The 21,099-nt window shown below is 52.6% G+C and carries 19 protein-coding genes; 8 read left to right on the top strand and 11 right to left on the bottom strand.

The genetic code is table 11. From position 1 onward, the window contains the following. Window positions 1-61: 61 nt before the first annotated feature. The gene (locus HCZ99_RS15585; protein ID WP_167447955.1) at window positions 62-985 is read right to left on the bottom strand and encodes a sulfurtransferase; all 924 of its coding nucleotides are present in this window, start codon (window positions 983-985) and stop codon (window positions 62-64) included. Between the two features lie 167 nt (window positions 986-1,152). Here HCZ99_RS15585 and HCZ99_RS15580 point away from each other — a divergent pair, with 167 nt between their 5' ends. Continuing rightward, window positions 1,153-2,610, top strand: coding sequence for a KAP family P-loop NTPase fold protein (locus HCZ99_RS15580; protein ID WP_167447954.1), 1,458 nt, complete (start codon window positions 1,153-1,155; stop codon window positions 2,608-2,610). On the opposite strand, the gene HCZ99_RS15575 is transcribed toward HCZ99_RS15580, so the two are convergent. Next, window positions 2,611-3,333, bottom strand: coding sequence for a TetR/AcrR family transcriptional regulator (locus HCZ99_RS15575; protein ID WP_167447953.1), 723 nt, complete (start codon window positions 3,331-3,333; stop codon window positions 2,611-2,613). A gap of 244 nt (window positions 3,334-3,577) precedes the next feature. On the opposite strand from HCZ99_RS15575, the gene HCZ99_RS15570 reads away from it, so the two are divergent. Both HCZ99_RS15570 and argE read left to right on the top strand, forming a co-directional pair. Beyond that, window positions 3,578-4,345, top strand: coding sequence for an NAD kinase (locus tag HCZ99_RS15570; protein ID WP_167447952.1), 768 nt, complete (start codon window positions 3,578-3,580; stop codon window positions 4,343-4,345). Next, on the top strand, window positions 4,342-5,535 hold the full coding sequence (gene argE / locus HCZ99_RS15565; protein ID WP_167447951.1) for an acetylornithine deacetylase: 1,194 nt from the start codon (window positions 4,342-4,344) through the stop codon (window positions 5,533-5,535). Before HCZ99_RS15570 ends, argE begins: the two co-directional genes overlap by 4 nt. A gap of 84 nt (window positions 5,536-5,619) precedes the next feature. Here the strand turns inward: argE and HCZ99_RS15560 are convergent, their stop codons facing one another. The 5 genes from HCZ99_RS15560 to HCZ99_RS15540 form a co-directional block, all read right to left on the bottom strand. Further along, window positions 5,620-6,312: a dienelactone hydrolase family protein gene (locus HCZ99_RS15560; protein ID WP_167447950.1), complete on the bottom strand. Its 693-nt coding sequence runs from the start codon at window positions 6,310-6,312 to the stop codon at window positions 5,620-5,622. Between the two features lie 163 nt (window positions 6,313-6,475). Further along, a complete protein-coding gene (locus tag HCZ99_RS15555) occupies window positions 6,476-7,018 on the bottom strand; it encodes a sarcosine oxidase subunit gamma (protein WP_167447949.1) in 543 nt (180 codons plus the stop codon). Beyond that, entirely contained in the window at window positions 7,011-10,007 is a 2,997-nt protein-coding gene (locus HCZ99_RS15550) for a sarcosine oxidase subunit alpha family protein (protein ID WP_167447948.1), read from the bottom strand. Before HCZ99_RS15550 ends, HCZ99_RS15555 begins: the two co-directional genes overlap by 8 nt. Beyond that, window positions 10,004-10,282: a sarcosine oxidase subunit delta gene (locus HCZ99_RS15545; RefSeq protein WP_167447947.1), complete on the bottom strand. Its 279-nt coding sequence runs from the start codon at window positions 10,280-10,282 to the stop codon at window positions 10,004-10,006. The genes HCZ99_RS15550 and HCZ99_RS15545 overlap by 4 nt, the downstream gene beginning before the upstream one ends. Before the next feature lie 285 nt (window positions 10,283-10,567). After that, entirely contained in the window at window positions 10,568-11,818 is a 1,251-nt protein-coding gene (locus HCZ99_RS15540) for a sarcosine oxidase subunit beta family protein (RefSeq protein WP_167447946.1), read from the bottom strand. Between the two features lie 88 nt (window positions 11,819-11,906). On the opposite strand from HCZ99_RS15540, the gene HCZ99_RS15535 reads away from it, so the two are divergent. The 3 genes from HCZ99_RS15535 to HCZ99_RS15525 all read left to right on the top strand — a co-directional run bounded on the left by HCZ99_RS15535 (window position 11,907) and on the right by HCZ99_RS15525 (window position 14,830). After that, on the top strand, window positions 11,907-12,944 hold the full coding sequence (locus HCZ99_RS15535; RefSeq protein ID WP_167447945.1) for a GlxA family transcriptional regulator: 1,038 nt from the start codon (window positions 11,907-11,909) through the stop codon (window positions 12,942-12,944). Between the two features lie 313 nt (window positions 12,945-13,257). Next, window positions 13,258-14,604 (top strand): ammonium transporter, encoded by a 1,347-nt coding sequence (locus HCZ99_RS15530; protein ID WP_167447944.1) that lies wholly within the window; start codon window positions 13,258-13,260, stop codon window positions 14,602-14,604. Window positions 14,605-14,665: 61 nt separating this feature from the next. Continuing rightward, window positions 14,666-14,830 (top strand): hypothetical protein, encoded by a 165-nt coding sequence (locus HCZ99_RS15525; protein ID WP_167447943.1) that lies wholly within the window; start codon window positions 14,666-14,668, stop codon window positions 14,828-14,830. A gap of 234 nt (window positions 14,831-15,064) precedes the next feature. Here the strand turns inward: HCZ99_RS15525 and HCZ99_RS15520 are convergent, their stop codons facing one another. The 4 genes from HCZ99_RS15520 to HCZ99_RS15505 all read right to left on the bottom strand — a co-directional run bounded on the left by HCZ99_RS15520 (window position 15,065) and on the right by HCZ99_RS15505 (window position 18,898). Then, window positions 15,065-16,105 carry a heme-dependent oxidative N-demethylase family protein gene (locus HCZ99_RS15520; protein WP_167447942.1) on the bottom strand — a complete coding sequence of 347 codons (1,041 nt, stop codon included), beginning with the start codon at window positions 16,103-16,105 and terminating at the stop codon, window positions 15,065-15,067. A 12-nt stretch (window positions 16,106-16,117) separates the two neighbouring features. Beyond that, complete coding sequence (locus tag HCZ99_RS15515) at window positions 16,118-17,083, bottom strand: PDR/VanB family oxidoreductase (RefSeq protein ID WP_167447941.1); 966 nt, start codon at window positions 17,081-17,083, stop codon at window positions 16,118-16,120. Further along, on the bottom strand, window positions 17,080-17,691 hold the full coding sequence (locus tag HCZ99_RS15510; protein WP_167447940.1) for a dimethylamine monooxygenase subunit DmmA family protein: 612 nt from the start codon (window positions 17,689-17,691) through the stop codon (window positions 17,080-17,082). Before HCZ99_RS15510 ends, HCZ99_RS15515 begins: the two co-directional genes overlap by 4 nt. Window positions 17,692-17,764: 73 nt before the next feature. Further along, a complete protein-coding gene (locus tag HCZ99_RS15505) occupies window positions 17,765-18,898 on the bottom strand; it encodes an aminomethyltransferase family protein (protein WP_167447939.1) in 1,134 nt (377 codons plus the stop codon). Window positions 18,899-19,411: 513 nt separating this feature from the next. Between HCZ99_RS15505 and HCZ99_RS15500 the strand changes: the two genes are divergently transcribed. Both HCZ99_RS15500 and HCZ99_RS15495 read left to right on the top strand, forming a co-directional pair. Continuing rightward, complete coding sequence (locus HCZ99_RS15500; protein WP_167447938.1) at window positions 19,412-20,053, top strand: helix-turn-helix domain-containing protein; 642 nt, start codon at window positions 19,412-19,414, stop codon at window positions 20,051-20,053. Window positions 20,054-20,209: 156 nt separating this feature from the next. Beyond that, on the top strand, window positions 20,210-21,067 hold the full coding sequence (locus tag HCZ99_RS15495; RefSeq protein ID WP_368484270.1) for a glutamine amidotransferase family protein: 858 nt from the start codon (window positions 20,210-20,212) through the stop codon (window positions 21,065-21,067). The last annotated feature ends 32 nt before the right edge of the window (window positions 21,068-21,099 follow it).

The raw sequence follows: 21,099 nt of genomic DNA, 5'->3' as shown, positions 1-21,099 counted from the left end.
CCGGAAGCATGCCCGGTTCCGTCCCAATGGCCTTGCCACACAGGCAAAACGAAGTTGCCGATTATTTCGGGATGACCATTTCGCGGCTTGGATCAGCAGCCCATTCAGTCAGCGACCCATCATACATTGCGGTGTTCTTGTTGCCCATCACTTCGGAAAGACCGAACCATGCAACCGACGCCCAGTGGCCCGTATTGCAATAGGTGATTTCCTTGGCATCGGCATCAACACCGGCATCCCCGACAAGCTGCTCAATCGCATCGGATGCGACAAAGGCACCTTCTTTGGCGTCATAGAATTTCGACTGCGAAATGTTTTTCGCACCCGGAATGGCACCGTTACGCGCGACAACACCGCTTTTGCTTTTGCCTTCGAACTGCGCGACCGGACGGGCATCAATCAATGCGACGCCATTTTCTTTTGCCTTGGCCACGTCTTCGGTCGTCGCGACAAGCTCTGGGCGGAAATTGGCGTTAAAGGCAACTTTGGTCGGGGTAACCGCATCGGTCGATACTTCTTTACCCGCGGCGTTCCATGCGCGCTGACCACCATTCAAAATGGTCACTGCGTCGTGGCCCAGAACCTTAAAGGTCCAGTAAACGCGCGTCGCAGCCCCAAAGTCCGAGCTATTCTGACCCGCTGGGACAACAACAACCTGTTTGTCGTTATCAATACCAAGCCCGCCAATACGATCGGCAATCACATCAACCGGCGGCAGCATGGCGACAACATTGTCGACCTTTGCACGCCAGCCAAATTTGCCATAGGGCGCATAAACAGAACCGGGGATGTGACCCGCGGCATAGGGGCTGCCCTGCTTGGTCAGCGAGCGAATATCAACAACCACCAGCGACGGGTTATCAAGGTTTTCATCAACCCAGTTGGCATCGACCAGCGGCTGTTCCGTCAGGCGCTCAGCCTGTGCAGCACTGCCAGCAAACACGAATGCCGCTGCGGCGACCGCAGAAAGAACGAAAGAACGCATGGGTCTGTCTCCATAATTTGGAATTAATCATCTTTTGTGTGGATACATGTAATCCCACACAGAAAAATGTCAATAAAACTAATAATACAATATTATTTTGTTGTTTACCCAGCTGAGGTTTGAGTTGATAGTCCTAATATAACGCGCTGCTGAAGAGGAGAGGTTAAGTGAACGAGGCTTTAGATGATGTATGGAAAGATGATCTTTTAGAGCGCCAGCATGATGGAGAGTTTCTACAGAAGCTGCTTGTCACAAAAAGTGAGGAAAAAAAAGAAGACGCTGATTCACCATCTTATGTCCTCAATATCGATCAAAGTTGGGGCGCAGGGAAAACGTTCTTTCTAGAGAGGTTCCAGAAACAACTAGAAAACGCTAACTATCTAACTTGCTACATTAACGCTTGGGAGGACGACTTCAGCGAAGATCCAATGATCCCAATAATCTCTGCACTTGATGAGCAAATCATAAGAAAAACTACGAACTCAAGCAATGACGCGCAATTGCAAGCAGCTAAAGACCGGTTCACTAAAGCAATAAAAATCGTCGGAAGACATATCGTTCACGCAGGATTAAAAAAAGCGATAGGGATAAGCATCTCCGAGATTTCAGATGATTTGACCACCGAAAAAATAGCTGAGGAAGTAGGAAAAATAAGCGAAGAAGTAGCGCAAAATTCTTCCGCTGAGATAATAGAGAATTTCCGCAAAACGCGGGAAAACTTAAACGAATTCAAACAAGCTTTTTCGGCGATAATAAACGAAGTATCAAAAACAGGCCATCAAGCGCCGATCTTCATTTTGGTCGATGAACTAGACCGCTGCAAACCAACCTATACTATTTTGCTTCTTGAACGGATAAAGCACCTCTTTGCTGTTGAGGGCGCTGTGTTTGTCTTAACCACAGACAAAGAACAGTTAGCACACGCTATATCGGCAGTTTACGGGGCTAAGTTCGACAGCATACGATATTTAAATCGCTTTTTTGACAGCACATATCGCTTCCCAACCCCTTCGATTGAAAACTTCGTAAAGTTTCAAATCTCTTCTCATGTCATAGACGAGGAAAAGCTCTCAGCACCATTCGACTTAGATACGATAGATTTTATAATTGAATGCATAAACGCATACAAACTCACATTAAGAGACGTTAAACAGTGCCTTGGAAGGCTTAAAACAATAACTTCCCTATGGAATAGCTCCGTTAAAATTCAGCTTGTGTATATTTTACCTTTGCTTTTTTCAGACCATCTGGGAGACCAAGATGAGTTTAATGCATTAGAAAACTGCGATGACCAAGCCTGGTTTGATCAATGGAAAAAAAAAGGCAAAGCCCGTAAAGATTTTAATATTACTTACACGGAAGGAAATCACATCAACTATAAGGTGAAGTCAGTTAGCTTTACAGAGTTAACAGCCAACTTTTTTTCCTATTCAAGGAACCTTCTTAACGACCTGCCTCAAACAGGCAGTGAGGCAGGTGGTGCTCGAATCTGGCTTTACCAGCTATTCTTCCGAGAGTATCAGATAGAACATCACGCCAGACACACCCACGGCCAAAGGATCATTAGTCGAGTAAGACGATACCCTCAATACGTACAAAATGCCGCCTCACTCTCCGAGCGTTAATTAAGGGCGCAAATTATTCAGATAACGGGCAAATTCGCGGGCAAAGGCATCCTGGGTTTCCAGATTGCGCAAAGCAGGCGGACGGGTCAAAAAACCGTGCAAGGCCGCAATCAGAAATTCCGCCACCGATGATGGCTCAACATCTGTGCGCACGGTTTTGTTAAATTGTGCCTTGCCGATATGCGACGCCAAACCACGCCGCCAATAGCGATACACAGCATCAATCCGCTTGCGCAGGCTTTCATCAAGTTCGCCGGCCCCCGACGCCAAACGCGCAAGTGGGCAGCCGCCTTTTAATAGGTCGGGCGCGTTATCCCCGCCAAGACGATCCACCTGCCCCATCAGGATCGGTAAAATATCATCCGCCCCATCAAGGTCATCAAGCCAGACCGTATCAACATATCCGGGCAGGCATTCATCAATCACCGCATTGACCAGTTTCGCCTTACCGGAAAAATGGTGATACAGCGCCCCTTTGGTCACGCCACTAAGTTCAAGAATATTATTGATCGACGCACCACCAAATCCGGCACGGCGGATTTCACCAAACGCCGCATCCAAAATCTTTTGCCGGGTTTGATCCGGATTGCGCACCCGCTTGGACACGACAGCAACTTCATTGTTTAATTCAAGTGCCATATCCGCACTTGCGTCGTCCCGATCACTTTCCGAACGGGTAATTCGCGATAGTGCAGATGAAATGCTAAACGGTGATTTGGTCATGCGGCATTCTGACGTGGCAAATGAACAAGACCATCAGGTTCGTCTGTTTTCCGTCCAAGGTCAACACGCTGCGCACGGTCATCACATATCAATATAGAATCAAAGACCACCAAACGAGGTCATCATCAAACAACGCCCTTGGCTCGCGTCGCACGACGCAGCCCCTTGCAATTCAAAGCAAAGCGTACTCTATTGTTGGCAATTGCCCCTTTGGGGTTTGCGTGAATTACCCGTCGGATAGCAGATGCAAACTGATTCCATCGCCTTTGTCGCAGCCGAAACCAAAATCGCCCAAGACGCGATGTATCGGTTGAAACACCGCTACGGACATATCGCGCCAGAAAAGGCAGACGTCATTGTCGCCCTTGGCGGTGACGGTTTCATGCTGGAATCCCTGCACCGTTATATGGGCCGCAAAGTGCCGATTTACGGGATGAACCGTGGCACCGTCGGCTTTTTGATGAATGAATTTCGGGAAATGGATTTGCCCGAACGCATCGCAGAATCCCAGATGGTTGAACTGCATCCCCTGCAAATGGAAGCCCACACCGTCAATGGCGAAAGCATGTGCGCCCTTGCCATTAACGAGGTATCGCTTTTGCGTGAAACCCGTCAGGCGGCCAAGCTTCGCATCAAGGTTGACGGTGTTGAACGGCTTGCCGAACTGGTGTGTGATGGCGCGCTCGTTTGCACGCCTGCAGGCAGCACCGCCTATAACCTTTCGGCACATGGCCCGATCCTGCCAATGGGAAGCGGGCTTTTGGCCCTAACCCCGATCAGTCCATTTCGCCCGCGTCGCTGGCGCGGTGCACTGTTGCCCCATGGCGCCGAAGTCGTCTTTGAAATTCAAAACCCTGAAAAGCGCCCTGTGTCGGCCGTCGCCGATTATACCGAGGTTCGCGATGTTGCCCGTGTTAAGATCGTCGAAGATCGCAACATGAAAATCAAACTTATGTTTGATCCAGAGCACAATCTTGAAGAACGTATCCTTAAGGAACAATTCGTCGAATGACCACCGCCCCAAACACCGACAATGCCCCATCACCAACGGAAGCGACCATTGACTGGTGCCGCAAACTGATTGCCCACCCGTCGGTCAGCATGACGCCGAACATGGCCCTGATTGACGAGGTCAAAGCATATCTTGAACCGCTGGGTTACGATTGCCTTGTCGTGCGCGATGAAAGCAACACCAAGGCCAATCTATATGCGACGATTGGGCCAAAGGTTGATGGCGGCGTGATCCTGTCGGGGCATAGCGACGTGGTCCCGACCGAAGGCCAGAATTGGGCAACCGATCCCTACACCATCGATATCCGCGATGATCGGCTTTATGGCCGGGGATCTTGCGACATGAAGGGTTTTCTGGCCTGCCTGCTGGCCAAGGCCGAAAGCTTTAAAAACGCGGATCTGCGCGTGCCGATCCATTTGGCATTTACCTATGACGAAGAAGTCGGCTGTCTTGGCGTGCCAAGCTTGGTTGAGGCGATCAACAATCTGCCCAACAAACCCGCCATGTGCATTGTCGGTGAACCGACCGAAATGAAAGTCATCACCCAGCACAAAGGCAAATATTCTGCCCGCGCGCATTTCACCGGACGGTCTGGGCACTCATCTCTTCCGGCGGAGGGTGTTAACTCTGTTGAGTTTGCGTCTGAATTTGTGGTTTTCCTGCGCCAGCTTGGCCACAAATGCCGCGATGAAGGCCCGCATGATAATGATTTCACCCCCAATCACAGCACCTTCCATTCCGGTGTGATCAATGGCGGTACGCAGCTCAACATCATTCCGCAGAATTGTTTTGTCGATTTTGAATTCCGTAATCTGCCCAGCCATGACCGCGATGCGCTTAAGGGGATGATTTTCGATTATCTCGACAACACCCTGATCCCGCAAATGCGCGAAACATACGATGATGTCGGCGTTGAAATCGAAGTCGTCTCTGATATGCCCGGCCTTGCCACCGGCGATGACGAAGAAGTCACCAAACTGGTCATGGCCCTGACCGGCGCGAACACCACCGGCAAAGTCAGCTTTGGCACAGAAGCCGGCGTCTTTTCCGCCCTTGGCGATATTCCGACCGTCGTTTGCGGCCCGGGCAATATCGAACAGGCCCACAAACCAGACGAGTTCATCGAACTCGATCAACTTGGCCGCTGCGAACTGTTTTTGGATAAACTGATCAACGCATTGGTCAAATAATCCGGCACCAAAGACATCATCAGACACAAAAAAGGGCTGCAGGATTTGCAGCCCTTTTTCGTTGAATTTCGCAGATTTAATTAATCAGACCAAATTGGCCTCAAAGAATTCCGCCGTCCGGGCATTGGCGGTATCGGCATCGGCTTTGTCGTAATGCGCCCCGCCCTTACGCGCAAAGGCGTGATCACGCTCCGGATAGAAATGAAGCTCCGTCATCGGATGATCGCCAAGTGCTTCCTTGATGACTTCCTGTGCCTCAGCGGGGATGAATTCATCCTTACCGGCCAGATGCACGATCAGCGGCTTGGTGATGTTATCGGCTTCGTTCATGTATTCATTCATGCCGCCGCCGTAATAGGCCGCAAACGCATCACCATCGGTACGCGTCGCAGAAAGATACGTCAGCAATCCACCAAGGCAATATCCGACAACACCAACCTTGCCGTTCGCACCGTCGAGACCGCGTGCGGCCTTCATAGTTGCGGCGATGTCTTTGACACCCTTATCAACATCAAATGACTGATAATAGCTAAATGCCTGCTTCCACTCGGCCTCAGTTTTGTCGGTAATGTCGATGCCCGGCTCAATACGCCAGAACAAATCAGGACAAACCGCGATATACCCCTGCTTGGCATAATCATCCGCAATCCCGCGCATCACCCCATTCACGCCAAAGATTTCCTGAATGACAACAACAACAGGTGCGGGCAATGTTGCAGGCATGGCAACATAGGCGTCAAAATCCCCATCCGGGGTGGTGACGGTCAGCTTGGTCATCGTGATGATCCTCCTTGTTTTGATCTTTAAGGCCACAAATGGCATCCACCCGTGGCTTGTTACCCCATCAAGTATGCCAAGATCGCGTCATCACAAGGCGTATGCATCAAAAAACCGCCCCCTAAACAAAGCACTGTACTTAAAGACCGACGATCCAATGTCCTCAGTTAAACTCAGCCGCCATTTGATGGATTTCATGCCAAAGGCTTTCGGCAAAACTGCGCAGAACCATGATTTCAAATTCTGCGTCACCAGTCCGCGTGATCATCGCGCCGATATGACCGATCTGCGTCATTACAGATTGCCCGATGGCAAAGACGTCATCGGCCAAATCAATCATCGCCCCCTTGGCCAAAACAGACCGGACTTGCGGCCCTGAAACAACCAACCTTACGCGGCCATGGGTCTGGTCTGTTAGCGCTAACATGCTGGGCAATGCGGCTGATATCTCGGCCACCCGTTCTTGGGACAATGTGGCATTGCCGACCCAAAACCACTGATAGGGCGCCAATTGCCGAAGCTCACCGCCCAAATCGGCAATAGGCGCGGCAATGGTCTTTTCAACCGTGGCTGTATCGGTATCTGAACGACCCAAAAGATGAAAAACAAACCCATCACGCAAAGCACGGATTTGCATATTGCCATGCCCGTTGGCGGTTTCATCCGCCGGAAAGGGCGATACGTTATGCAGCAGAAAATCACGCATGGAGCTTCTCATTCTCTGGATCGACAAAGGCGGGATTGCAGATAACGCCGGTCACATGGGTTCCGGCCAGACCATTCCAAATAACGACTTCTTCGCCGTAGCGTTCTGGCCCGCCTTTGATCAGGGCCAAGCCAATCGTGTGGCCCAGATTGGGCGAATGACAGGTTGATGTGACATAGCCCTGATCATTCTCAAGACGCACATCCGCCCCGACATTTAAGATATGTGATCCGGTGGCAAAGCGATCTGACGGTGACTTTGGCTTAATCCCGACAAGTAAAGGGCGCGCTGCATCAAGCAATCCTTCGCGCTTGTTCATCACCCGCCCGATGAAATCATCCTTTTTGGCAGAGACCATCCGCCCCATCCCAAGATCCGCCGGGGTGACGGTGCCATTGATTTCGGCATGGGTGACATGGCCCTTTTCAATTCGCATCACGCCAAGGGCCTCCGTGCCATAGGGCGCAATGTCAAATTCCTTGCCTGCCTCCATAATGGCATCGGCAACGCAACTGCCATATCCCGCCGGTACCGCGATTTCATAGGCAAGCTCGCCCGAAAATGAAATGCGGAACAACCGCCCGCGAAGTTTCCCCCCAAACAACGAGACCTCGCGCGCCGCCAAGAACGGAAACGCTTCGTTGCCAAGATCATCGTCAATGATCTTGGCCAATGTTGCACGCGCCTTTGGCCCGGCAACCGCCATTTGCGCCCACTGATCGGTGGCGGACGCCAACCGCACATCCAATTCCGGCCACAGAACCTGTGCGCAGAATTCCAAATGGGTCAGTACCCCGGCGGCCAGCGCCGTTGTTGTGGTCATAAAGTAATGATTTTCCGCCAAGCAACTGGTCGTGCCATCGTCATAGATAAAACCATCTTCACGCAGCATCAGCCCATAGCGCGCCTTGCCGACTGGCAATTTCAAAAACGCGTTGCAGTAAACCCGGTTCAGGAATTCTGCCGCATCGGCGCCAAAAATCTCGATCTTGCCAAGGGTCGATACATCACAGATGCCAACATTGGTCCGCACATTCAAAACTTCACGATCCACGCTGTCGCGCCAGAATGTTTCGCCGCCCTTGGGAAACCAGCTTGATCGATACCAAAGCCCGGTTTCAACGAATTTTGCCCCATTACGCGCCGCCCAACCATGCAAAGGTGATTTGCGAACCGGTTGAAACTCAAACCCCTTGGACGCCCCGACCAAGGCCCCAAATGACACCGGCGTATAAAACGGTCGGAACGTTGTCGTGCCGATATCGCCGGGCGAAACACCCTTGTTTTCAGCCAGAATACCAATCGCATTTACGTTCGATGTTTTACCCTGATCGGTCGCCATGCCATTTGTCGTGTAGCGCTTGGCAAGTTCGACATGATCATATCCTTCGCGCATCGCAAGATTGATGTCACTGGCCGTCACGTCATTTTGGAAATCAACAAATGCCTTGCCGCGTGCCGATGGCACCGACCAAACCGGCAAGGTATCTTGCGCACCAGCGGCTTCTGGATCATTGACATGATCACCAGCCACATCCGCGCCAATCAAGGCAGGCCGGGCAGAAATGCCAAGTCCGACCAACGCATCACATGCCGCGTTTGCACCGGCGTTAAAGCACGCGACAATCCCGCGAACGCCCGATACCGCGCCAACCGGCGTTAGACCATCGGCATCCATCGGCGGCATAAAGCCCGCATGATCATCGGACCATACCGGTCTCGCCCCCCGATGACAGGCCAGATGCACAATCGGGCTATAGCCGCCCGATATCGCCAGGGCATCCACCGCAATCACTTCATCACGCCCGTCATCGTGACGGACCGTGATGGATTTAAGGCCCTTTCGCCCGGCCGTATCGCGGACCACGGCCCCGGCAATATGGCGGGCTGATCCATGATACCCAACGTCAGGACATGTGCGCGGATCAATGATGGCGGCAATTTCAATGCCGCGTTCTTCAAGGTCGCGCGCCGTGTCATAGGCCTGATCATTATTGGCAAACAACGCCACCCGCTTGCCCGGCGCAACACCATACGCATTAAGATATGTACGCATGGCACCGGCCATCATCACACCGGGTCGATCATTGCCGCCAAAGACAATTGGTCGTTCTTCGGCACCGGTTGCCAGGATGGTGTGTTTGGCAACAATCCGCCAAAGACGCTCCATCGCCCGGTTTGGATTGATTTCCGCCTCTGGCAGATGCTTTTGCACGCGTTCTACCCCACCAAAAACACCGTCGTCGTAATTGGCAAAGATTGTCGTGCGGGACTTGATATCGACATTGGGCAGGCTGATCAGCTCCCCCATCACATCGCCGAGGAATATATCTGCTGGCTTCCCATCAATCATGCTGCGCTCGGCCCGCATGCCACCACCAAGTTGTGCGCCTTCGTCGGCAATAATCACACGTGCCCCGGCCCGCCCGGCGGTTAAGGCCGCCGCAAGCCCGGCCGCACCCGCGCCGATGACCAAAAGATCACAATGCGCCCAGCATTTTTCGTAATAGCCCGGATCGGGATCATAGCTTGCCCGGCCAAGGCCAGCAGCCTTGCGAATGATCGGCTCATACACCTTTTCCCAAAAGGCCGCGGGCCACATAAAGGTTTTATAGTAAAAACCAGCCCCCAAAATTGGCCCAAGCACCCCATTGACCGCGCCAATGTCAAAATCAACATTCGGCCAACAGTTTTGCGACCGTGCTTCCAGCCCATCAAACAATTCGGCCATGGTTGCACGGGTATTGGGATCACGCCGCCCATCGCGGCCAATGGTCAAAAGCGCGTTGGGCTCCGCCGCGCCAGCCGTCAAAATACCGCGCGGACGGTGATATTTAAAACTGCGCCCAACCAATTGCTTGCCATTGGCCAACAAGGCAGATGCCACCGTATCGCCGCCAAACCCCGAAAGCTTTTCACCGTTAAAGGAAAACTGGCGCACATCATCACGGTTAATCGACGTGCCACCATCGATGCGAAAACTGGTCATGATTTGGTCCCCGCTTTCAGCGTGCTGGCATCAACAACCGCACTGATGTCATGGGTGATGGTATTTCGGCTTAATACCAACCAGCGGCGGCATCCCCCCGCGTGGTGCCAATATTCGCGGTGTTCGCCGCGCGGATTATCGCGCAGATACACATGATCAAACCACGCATTGGCTGGCGCATCTGATGCGGGACGCGGGCTTGGCACTTCGCCGCGAATGGTAAATTCTTCGCGGGGACGAAGACCGCAATGGGGACATTTGACAAGGCTGCTCATTTCCAAAATCCTTATACCAACGGCTCTAATTATGATCGGTTTGACCGGCTTGTCGCGTCTGCTGGCAAGGCATGTTTCGCGCCGTGGTCTTTATGACCACAAGCGGGACATAACGATGTCCGGCGGGCGCGACAAACCGGCCCTTCGGGTGGGCCAAATGCGTCCATCGGCTACGTTCCGTCCCTTGCCCATATCCCCGATATGACCGGCGAGACGCGCCTCGCCGCCTGAACGAATTGGGCTCCATCAAACCGGTCATAATTAGAGCCGTTGGTATAGTGCGCATCAGTGCAAATTCGCTTGGGCACCAACGCCCTTTTCATCAAGAAGATATCCGCGCTCAAACCGATCCATTCGAAATTCGGTCGCGGTTTCATGCGGCGTGTCGGTCGCCAGCAAATGGGCAAAGCAATAACCAGATGCCGGGGTTGCCTTAAACCCGCCATAGCACCAGCCGCCATTGAAATAGAGATTGCCAAGATAGGTCTTATCCATAATTGGCGAGCCATCCATGCTCATATCCATGATCCCGCCCCAACTGCGCAGGATACGCACCCGCGAAAGGGCTGGGATCATTGCCATGCCGGCCTCGGCAACATGTTCGACACAGGCCAGGTTGCCGCGCTGGGCATAGGAGTTATACCCTTCGATATCCCCGCCAAAAACAAGGCCACCCTTGTCTGATTGAGATACGTAAAAATGCCCCGCACCAAATGTCACCACCGTATCAATGAACGGCTTTAATCCTTCGGACACAAAGGCCTGCAAGGCATGACTTTCAATCGGCAGACGCATATCGACCATCCGTGCCACATGGCTTGAATGTCCTGCAACCGCCATCGCAAGCTTGCCGCATGTGATGGGGCCGCGTGTAGTTTGCACCCCCGTCACCTGATCGCCTTCGCGCTCAATCGCGGTGACTTCGCAATTTTGGATGATATCGACCCCGTTTTGATCCGCCCCACGGGCAAAGCCCCATGCCACCGCATCGTGGCGCACAGTCCCGCCACGCTTTTGCATAAGCCCGCCCATAATCGGAAAACGGGCATTTTCATAATCGAGAAACGGCAGCATATCGCGCAATTGATCACGGCCGACCAGATCGGCATCCACCCTGTGCAGGCGCATGGCATTGCCGCGCCGGACATAGGCATCGCGCTGGGCATCCGAATGATACAAATTGACCACACCACGCTGGGACACCATGGCGTTAAAATTGAAATCCTGCTCCAACCCTTCCCACAGTTTCATGGAAAATTCGTAGAACGGGTTATTGCCCTGTAACAGGTAGTTTGACCGGATAATCGTCGTATTTCGTCCGATATTTCCCGATCCCAAATATCCCCTTTCAAGAACCGCCACATTGCGCACGCCAAATACCTTCGACAGGTAATAGGCCGTCGCCAATCCATGCCCGCCACCGCCAATAATGATCACATCATAATGCGGCTTTGGATCCGGATTACGCCACGCGGGCGTCCATTTTTTATTCTTGGAAAAGGCATTGCCAAGCAATGACAGGGCTGAATAACGCATATCGGTTCTTTCGCTGTTATGTCCCGATCTTGACACAGCACCATTTTCCAGCTTGCCTAAAACAGACATATAATAATAAATTTAAGACATGGACGAAAAACCGACATCAAATGCCGCCGCCAAACCCCGCGCACAGCAAACCAACGCGCATGGCCAAGCGGCGCGATCCAATGGCGATACGCAGCCGGCGCCGCAACATATCGGCTTTATGCTGCTGCCTGACTTTGCCCTGATGTCCTATGCGTCGGCGATTGAACCGTTGCGGGCGGCAAACCTGTTGGCGGGGCGCCCGATTTATCGACTGCTGAATTATTCGGCGGCGGGCGGCAATATCACATCTTCATCGGGCACCATGGTCCCGACCACCCCCATCGCCAATGCGCCAACCAGTTTACACACCCTGTTTGTCTGTGCCGGCGGTCATCCCACACAATGGCAGGCACCGGGCATTCTGCCCGCCTTGCGCAAATTATCCCGATGGGGGGTGCGCATGGGCGGGATTTCAAGCGGATCTTATGTTCTTGCTGCTGCGGGTCTTTTGGGGCAACGGCAATTCACCATTCACTGGGAACACGCGCCCGCCCTTATCGAAGCCTTTCCCGATCTGGAACCACAACGTGCGCGCTTTGTCATTGATGGCGATCGGATCACATGCGGCGGGGGCGTTGCGCCGCTTGATATGATGCATGCCATGATTGCCGACCATATGGGGGCTGATTTTGCCACCCGGGTTTCGGATTGGTATCTGCATACCAATGTCGGCACATCAGGCGGATCACAGCGCGCATCGCTTGCCGAACGCTATAATGTGCATCATCCAGCCTTGCTGCGCGTGTTGGAAAAGATGGAAGCCACCATCGAAGACCCGAAATCGCGTGACGAAATGGCAAGCTTCGTGCGCCTTTCAACCCGCCAACTTGATCGGCTCTTTACCCAGCATCTTGGTGCGTCGTTCCTTGAAGTTTATCATCAGGTCCGCCTTGACCATGCCCGGCGTTTGCTCAAACAAAGTGCCCTGACCATTTCCGAGATCGCCTTTGCCACCGGCTTTGCCAACAGCAGCCATTTCTCGCGCGCGTTTAAGGCAACCTACGGTATCGCCCCGCGCGACGCGCGAAGCACCTAAAAACCACCTCTTCTTTTCAAAATTCAAACCTCCTCGGCGCGGAAAACCCAACCCAAGGAAGATTTCCATGCGCGAAATTTCGACAGAATCGGCACGACTCAGCGAAATCGCACGCATAATAGGCATTTAATTTTTGCGTTTACTTTTTAATCAAACATGCGCGGCCAACACACAGCCTCAAATTAACTAATTGTTTTTACTAAATTTATTGCGCTGCACAACAAAAAACATATTAGCGCTTGTTCACTGAAAGGAATTGAATTTTAATAAAATGAATGTCCATCGGGGGGCATTATGTGATGGAGAGACTAAAATGGAACAATCCGTACCGGAGTTGATGGCAAGGCTTGATAGTCTTGAGTCATCACTCGCCATGGCAACGACCATAAATTCCGAAGTTTTCTATTGGTGGTGTACAGCATTGATGCTGGCCATCCATGCAGGCTTCCTTGCCTATGAGATGGGTGCGTCTCGTGCAAAGAATGCCCTTGCTTCGGGCATGAAAAACCTGATCGCGTTCGCATTCCTGATCCCGGCTTTCTATTATGTTGGCTGGTGGATTTATCTGGCATTCCCAGCAGGGCTTAGCATCGCTGATGGTTCCGAGGCTGGCCTGCCCTGGAGCACGAATATGGGGCCAAACCTGACCGATAACGCGTCGGGCATTTTTTATGCGGCCTTTACCCTGTTTGCGGCGACCACGGCATCGATTATGTCGGGCTCGGTGATTGAACGTATCCGTATCTCCGGCTTTACCATCCTTGCCCTTGTCCTGGGTGCTGTCGTCTGGATACTTGGCGCATCTTGGGGCTGGCACCCAGATGGGTGGCTTACCACGGAATGGGGCCTGCATGACGTTGGTGCGGCGGGCTGTGTTCACACCGTTGCCGGTTTCTTCACGCTGGGTGTTCTGATCAATTTGGGCCCGCGTATCGGTCGCTTTAATTCCGATGGCACGGTCAACAATATCGATGGCCATAACATGCCGATGTCTTTGATCGGCCTGATGCTGATCGTTATGGGCTTCTTTGGATTCTTGGGCGGTTGCATCATCTATACCGGTGATATGTGGACCACGATTTACAACACCCCGACGACCCTGTCGGCATTCGCATTCAACACCCTGATGGGCGTTGCAGGCGGCATGATCGGTGCGTATTTGGTCACCCGCGATCCGTTCTGGATGATGTCAGGCGCGCTGATTGGTGTGATTTCATCGGCTCCGGCCCTTGATCTTTATTATCCGGGCTTTGCCTTCCTCGTCAGCTTTGCTGGTGGGTGCATCATGCCGAAACTTAACGACATCCTTGTCGGCAAGTTCAAAATTGATGATGCGGTTGGCGCGGTCGCAGTGCATGGCTTTGGCGGTGTCTGGGGGCTTATCGCATCGGGGATCTTTGCATCTGGCTATCCAAACATTGCCGGTCCGGAAATCTCTTTCGTGGGTCAGCTTTCCAGTGCGGTTGTCTTTATGATTCTTGGTTTCGCACCGGGATACGCATTGTCCTACGCCCTTAAGGTCGTTGGCCTGCTGCGTGTGACCGAAGGCGCTGAGATTGCTGGCCTGGATAAGGCCGAAGTTCCGGCAAGCGCATATCCGGAAAGCTCTGTTCCGGCTGCCTTTACCAATGATCCAACGTCGCCGACCCCGGCTGAATAAATCAGCAGAACATTTAAGCTGACGAGTTCAATTGGGACCATTTCAGAAAGGAACCTGAGATATGAATACAGCGCCGATTACCACCTGGGAAGGTGCAGAAGCGTACTTCACCTTCGCGGATAAGCCGGTCATTCTCGGACTGGTGACGCTGGTTGGGATTGCCGTGTGCGTTTACACGATCGCATCCATGGCCATCCATGAAAACAAAGCGTACAAAAACATGTAATCTTTGGGCCTTGATGATGTGTCGTCTTGCAATTTTGCCCTGAACCCCAGGTGCGGCACACCATCCCCAAAAACGCAAGAAAGGCCAGTTTCACAACTGGCCTTTCTTTTATTCTAGTGGCAAATTCTGGATGGTTTTAGAGGGGTATTGCAAAAGTGCTGGAGCAAAGGCGAAAGCGCACCTTAAGAAGCTCCAACTCCCACACCCCCTACTCCAGTTGAACCAAGCAATTGATCAGTCGGGGAATATGCCCGGTGACGTCGGGGCACCATCGTCAAATTGCGCCAACCATTCAACCAGCATTGGGTGATAGCGCGACAGTCCCTTATATTCGACAAGTTCAGGCCGCAAATCACGCAACACACGGTGCAGGCGGCGCGCCCATTTTGGCTGAGTAACGACTTCGTTCATCGCCATCAAATAGGTCCGAATGGGAAACACGATCGCATTGGACCGTGGCAGTCGCCAAAACGTCTGAAGCTCCACCCGAAGATGGATTTTTTCGCCGATATTATCCGGGGTTACGGCCAGCTTATCCGGTCCCCATTTGGGATAGTTTTCCGGGCTGGTATCCAGTCGTGGGTTCACGGTCAACGTCCAGTTTAACCGGCGCGATGGCTGCCCTTGCGGCAGTGACAGCAAGAATTTCAGCGCCCGCTGAAACACGCCCAGTTCATGCGCCAACGGTACCGGCGCATGCCATTCAAAAAAGTTCATGCCAATATCGAAATCAAGCGACCAGTCCGCCTGGGCGGTAATGATCCCGGCATCCAGCCAAAGGTTACCATCACGCTGATCAAGGATCGCGTGATCGCCTTGCACCTGACGGCCAATATATTCCATCGGATGACATGGCAGCGTCGATCTATCGCCAAAGGTAAACCTATCATTGATCTGAAGCGGCTTATTGATCCAGTGCCAACGATCCCCATCAATGGAAAGCGTAAACAAATCAGGATAATCGCGCGCCTTGGACACCATCACCAGTTCAAGAAAGTCCCAGCCCGCCGTTTCCATATGCGGCAGCGCCTGACACCGGCCCGGATCATCGGCCAAGACCAATGCGCGTTCCTGCATTTCCGCGACGTAATGCTCGTCCACATCAAAGGCATTCTCAAACGGGCTTCCGGCCCGCATTGCCATATGAGGTTCCATATTCGTTGAATACATGTATTCGTCTTCGGGAAATGGAAACGGAAAGCGCGGAATGTTTGACCGGCTATTGGCATAGGTAAAATCGTTGCGAAACGTCTCGTTTCTAAACTGAATGGTCATGATGGCATCCCCTTACAGATCAAGTTCAAGACGCGTTCCGCAAAAGCGCGATACACAGGGCATCATGAATTTCTGTGACGTTTTCTGATCGTCATCAAGCCAATGATCATTGTGACGAAGCTCGCCATCACAATGGACAATCGCAGTTTCGCAATGCCCGCACGCCCCACCGCGGCACATCGACCTAACCGGCGTTCCGCTGGCCTCGATCGCCTCGAGCAGGCTTTGCTCCGCCCCGACCGTGATATCAATTCCCGCACGTGCCAGATGCACGCTAAAGGCCTGCCCCACTGGCGGGGACAGGAAATGTTCAAAATGAATATGGGCGGCGGGCCAGCCAAGATTGATGGCGGTTTCAATGACCGCACTGATCATGCCCTTTGGCCCGCAAACATAGACATGCGTCCCAAGCGGCTGATCCGCCAAAAGGCCGGTCAAATCCAGACCACCGCCATCATCATCGCAATAGCAAATAACATTGTCGCCAAAACGATCCTTTAAATGATCCATATAGGCGGCTTGTGACGCGGACCGTGCGGTGTAATGCAGTTCGAACGGTGCGCCCATGGCATGGGCCTGCGTCATTTGGGCGATAAACGGTGTGATGCCAATACCGCCTGCAATCATCAGATGCTTCTTGGCGCGATGATCTAACGCGAACAAATTAACGGGCGGGGAAATATTCATTTTCATGCCCGGTTTGACATGTTCGTGCATGAATTTCGACCCACCCCGCCCGTCATCATCGCGACGCACGGAAATGGCATAGGCATCCCGATCAAAGGGAGAGCTCATCAGCGAATAGGCATTTTTGCGTCTGGTCGCACCGTCATGCATTTCAACAACAATATGCGCGCCCCCGGAAAAGGCCGGCAATGCATCGCCATCCAGATGGCGAAACTCAAACCGTTTGATGATGTCATTGACCGCGACCACATCACTCACAATGACCGGGATCAGATTATCAGACGCACTCATTTGAACACCTCTTTGATCTCGACCTGTTCGGATGGGTCTTCGGCATTGATGCAAACACCCTGAAAAGCCGCCAAGCGACGCGAATAATGATCGCGCACCAGCAACAGTAAATCACAAGATGGGCATTTGGTCGGCTGGGTTGTCACATCCTCGATCATGGTTTTGCAATGAACGCACTGCACCCGCCGCGCAAGACTGCCGCGATGCTCGCAATGGACAGCCGTATGATCCAGCCCGCATTGCTCAGCCATGGCAACACCCTTGCCAATCAGGCCTTCGGTCCCGGCCAGATAAAGCTGCGATCCCATTTTTGCTTCTGACAACCACTGCCCCAACTTGGCAACCGCATCATCAATGCTTACCATATGCTCAAACCGCTTTGCCCCCAACGCGTAAAGGGCCGTAATCAAGGCACTTTCACCCGGTGTCGGCACATAAAGGATATGAACCTTTTCCATGAAATCCTTTGGCGCGGCTTGGGCGACTCGGATCACGCATTCTGCGCCGGATGCATCGGCAACAAAGTAATGCGCAAGCCCCGGCGCAATCGCAAGCGTGCCATAGGTGGGCCGGGAAATGATGCTTTCTTCGATTAAGTTTTCAGACATGGTTACAGGTCCCATTCTGGAAAAAGACAAAGGATCAAGCGGGCCGCAGGGCATCAAGCCCCACGTCGCGACCTTATCCCTTGGCAGTTCGTTTGGATTTGCTTGGATCATCAAACGGCATGGTATGCGCCATCGCGCCAAGTTTGCCGTTCTCGCCGGTTACTTCCAACCGCACGCCCTGCTCGGCGCAATCAACAGCCAACCGGGCAATTGCCATGGTTTGATCTTTTAGCGGCGAATACATCGCACAGGTCACGACACCAACTTTGGCATCGCCCTTGAACACCTCGGCACCTTCGGCGGGGACTTCCTTGCCATCAAACAAAAGGCCGAAAATCTTAAAGCGTTCCTTGCCTTTTAGGCGGTAATGCTCTTCCGCGCCGCGAAAGCCGGTTTTGCCCGGGCTTACGGTAAAATCAAGGCCAAGCTCCCACAATGTATCGCCCGGTCCTTCGTTTTCGAACGGGTACATCTGGGAATTATCATAGGGGTAAAACAGCAGGTAACTTTCGACCCGGAGCATATCAAGCGTCGTAAAGCGCGATGGGATGATGCCCATATCGGCCCCTTCGGCGACGATCCGATCCCAAATCATGCCCGCATCCTGCGCACGACAGAAAATCTCGTACCCTCGTTCGCCGGTATAGCCGGTGCGCGAAATCATTACCGGCGCATCAAACAGGCGGGTTTGCATGTGATGAAAATACGCCAAATCACGAATGCCCGGCACATATTCGGCAAGATAATCCACCGCCAAAGGCCCCTGCAAGGATAAGTCATGCAGATCATCATCAAAGCGCACCGAAACATCCCGGCCCATTGCGGCCTTGGTCAGTTCTTCGTGCCCGGCGCCAGAACCATGGACAACCATCCATGAATTTGGCCCCATGCGATAAATCACACAGTCATCGGTGAACTTGCCCTGATCATTAAGCATGCAGGCATAGACCGATTTCCCAGGATAGATTTTTTCGACATTGCGCGTCGTCGCGTAATCAATCACGTGCGATGCATGCGCGCCGGTAACATGGACCTTTTTTAGGCCCGAAACATCCATGATCCCGGCCTTGGTGCGGATCGCGATATATTCTTCGTCCCAATCCTTATCATACGTCCAGGCCGTCCCCATTCCACTCCAATCTTCAAGATTGGATCCAAGGGCACGGTGTCGATCCGCAAGGGCCGAGAACCTCCAGCTTGCTGTCATTGTGATGGCCTCCTGATTTTGCCGCAGCGGCGCACAATTAACGCGCAAACACTGGCTTTTTATATTCTCCATTTTGGTGGAAAATTTGACCGCAACGCAACATTTTATTTCATATAATTCAATATTTATTCCTATGGGGTTATTTTACGCGGCATTGCAACAGTCGAAACCCACCGTGCAATCTGCAAAAAACACCGCGAACGCTTTCCCTTGAGTTGAAAAATCTTTCCTCGGAGTTTAGATAAACAGGATAGGTAAGGCGCAAACCAATCCTCATACAAATCCGCACGGCAGTCTGATGCCGCGATATCATCGTCACGTCATCGGATTTGAAAGCAGATTGAACAAAAGCGCCGCCTTAAAAAACAGATCGTGACAAACGATCATCTTAGGAAACGACAAGAAAAAGCACCGGGTCAAACGACGACGGTGCCAAAGGAAGCTGCTCACATGGCAAAAAAGACCGTGTCCTCAACAAAAACGACCCAAGCAAACAGCACACAAGGACCCAGCATGGACCCCGCGAATAAACCGGCTGCCCTGACCCAGGACCCTCATGCCCTGCGCGAGCCAAAAGAAAACAATCTGGAAATCGCAATCGGGCACGAAGTCCGCGCCTTGCGCAAAAAACTGGGCATCACGATTGCCGACCTCGCCTCGGCCACCGGCATTTCGATGGGGATGCTGTCGAAAATTGAAAACGGCGTTACATCACCGTCCCTGACATCGCTTCAGGCATTGGCAAGCGCACTTGGCGTGCCGCTGACTGATTTCTTCCGCCGCTATGAAGAACCGCGCAATGCCGTGTTTGTAAAATCGGGCGAAGGCATTGCCATTGAACGGCGCGGAACCCGGTCGGGCCATGAATATAATCTGCTGGGCCATATTGATAACAACACCAGCGGCGTTGTCGTCGAACCCTATTTGCTGACCCTGACCGAAGAGTCGAGCAGCTTTCCCGCCTTTCAACATGAAGGCATGGAATTCATTTATATGCTTGAGGGTGAAGTTCGCTATCGCCACGGCGATCAGCTTTACTTCATGCAAGCGGGCGACAGCCTGTTTTTTGATGCCGACGCGCGTCATGGACCCGAAGAACTTCTTTCTTTTCCAATACGTTACCTGTCAATCATCTGCTACCCCGCCCGGGGATAAACTTTCTTGACGGTGAATAAAATTATTCACCCTTAGGAATTTTTTATTCTTATCAGTTGATTCCGCAATCGCGAGCAGATAGTCTCCATTTCAGCAACAGAATGGAGACTGTCTGCCATGTGCGGCATTGTTGGTTTATTCCTTAAAGATAAAAGCTTGGAACCACAGCTGGGCAGCTTGCTGTCCGAGATGCTGGTCACCATGACCGATCGTGGCCCCGATAGTGCGGGGATCGCCATTTATGGCTCAGATCAAAGTAATCTGGCCAAAATCACCATTCAGTCCCCGGACCCGGAAACCGATTTTGCCGGCCTGACCGACGAATTGCGCAAGGCCGGGATCGAAAACGTATCGATCCTGCCCAAAAGCACCCATGCCGTATTAACCGTCCCCGCCGATCAAATCGATGCAACACGCAGTGCGCTTTGTGACCTGCGTCCAGATGTCCGCGTCATGGGCACGGGCAGCACGATGGAAATCTATAAGGAAGTCGGCCTGCCCAAGGACGTGCTTGAGCGGTTTAAAATTGCCGACATGGCCGGATCGCACGGTATTGGTCATACCCGCATGGCAACCGAAAGTGCGGTCACAACCCTTGGCGCGCATCCATTTTCAACCGGCTTGGATCAGTGCCTGGTCCATAACGGGTCGTTGTCCAACCACAATAACCTGCGGCGCAGCCTGACCCATGACGGCATTCGCCTTGAAACCCAAAATGATTCCGAAGTGGCCGCTGCTTATCTGACCGGTGAAATGGCCAAGGGCAAAAACCTTGGCGCGGCATTGACCAGTGCGCTTGATGACTTGGATGGTTTTTTCACCTTTGTTGTCGGCACCAAGTCGGGCTTTGGCGTGGTGCGTGATCCGATTGCGTGTAAGCCCGCCATCATGGCCGAAACCGATGCCTATGTGGCGTTCGGGTCGGAATATCGCGCCCTTGTTAACCTACCTGGCATCGAAACGGCGCGCGTTTGGGAACCTGAACCGGCCACGGTTTATTTCTGGGAACATTAATTGCCATCTGCCCGGTTCTTTGCGGTGTTCAC

The sequence above is a fragment of the Thalassospira lucentensis genome (assembly GCF_011806425.1).
GTDB classification, from domain to species: domain Bacteria; phylum Pseudomonadota; class Alphaproteobacteria; order Rhodospirillales; family Thalassospiraceae; genus Thalassospira; species Thalassospira lucentensis_B.
Note: the sequence above shows the minus strand (reverse complement) of the source record. Positions and strands in the feature narration are given on the sequence as shown.